Raw genomic sequence first — 458 nt, forward strand, 5'->3', positions numbered from 1 at the left:
GTCGCATTATCGTATTTAACTGCAGCATCATCTGTAGCTTTTTGGGCATCGCTGACTGTTTTGAGTTGGTCTTCTGTCGCCGCTTGACCACTGGTAATGCTAGAAGCATTCCAGATCTTGTTCGTCAATCCGCCAATCTTGCCTGTTGTTCCATTGATCGTTACAGGGTTCGTACCTGCTCCACTGCCAATCGTGACTTCGTTCGCTAAACCAAGTTGTACGCCATCTGTTGTAGTCGTACTGGTGATATTGCTATCACCTTTAACATTGATGGTCTCGCCTAGTGCATATTTGTTCGATGTGTTGCCATCACCAAAGTGAATGCCTTTGTTAGCCGTTGTATTTGCAGCATCTGCTGTTGTTTTTACGTTGCTGATTGCACCATCGATCGTGCTCGATCCTGTACCACCTATGTTGCTGGTTGTGATCGCACCTGTTGTTGCGTCAATTGTCGTTGC

The 458-nt window shown here is 46.3% G+C and carries 1 pseudogene (running past one end of the window); it reads right to left on the minus strand.

From position 1 onward, the window contains the following. Positions 1-323: 323 nt before the first annotated feature. Positions 324-458: pseudogene (locus GWK51_RS16835) on the minus strand (hypothetical protein); its annotated part runs 125 nt beyond the window's last position; the annotation flags it as partial.

It is taken from the genome of Acinetobacter kanungonis, assembly GCF_009939195.1.
GTDB classification, from domain to species: domain Bacteria; phylum Pseudomonadota; class Gammaproteobacteria; order Pseudomonadales; family Moraxellaceae; genus Acinetobacter; species Acinetobacter kanungonis.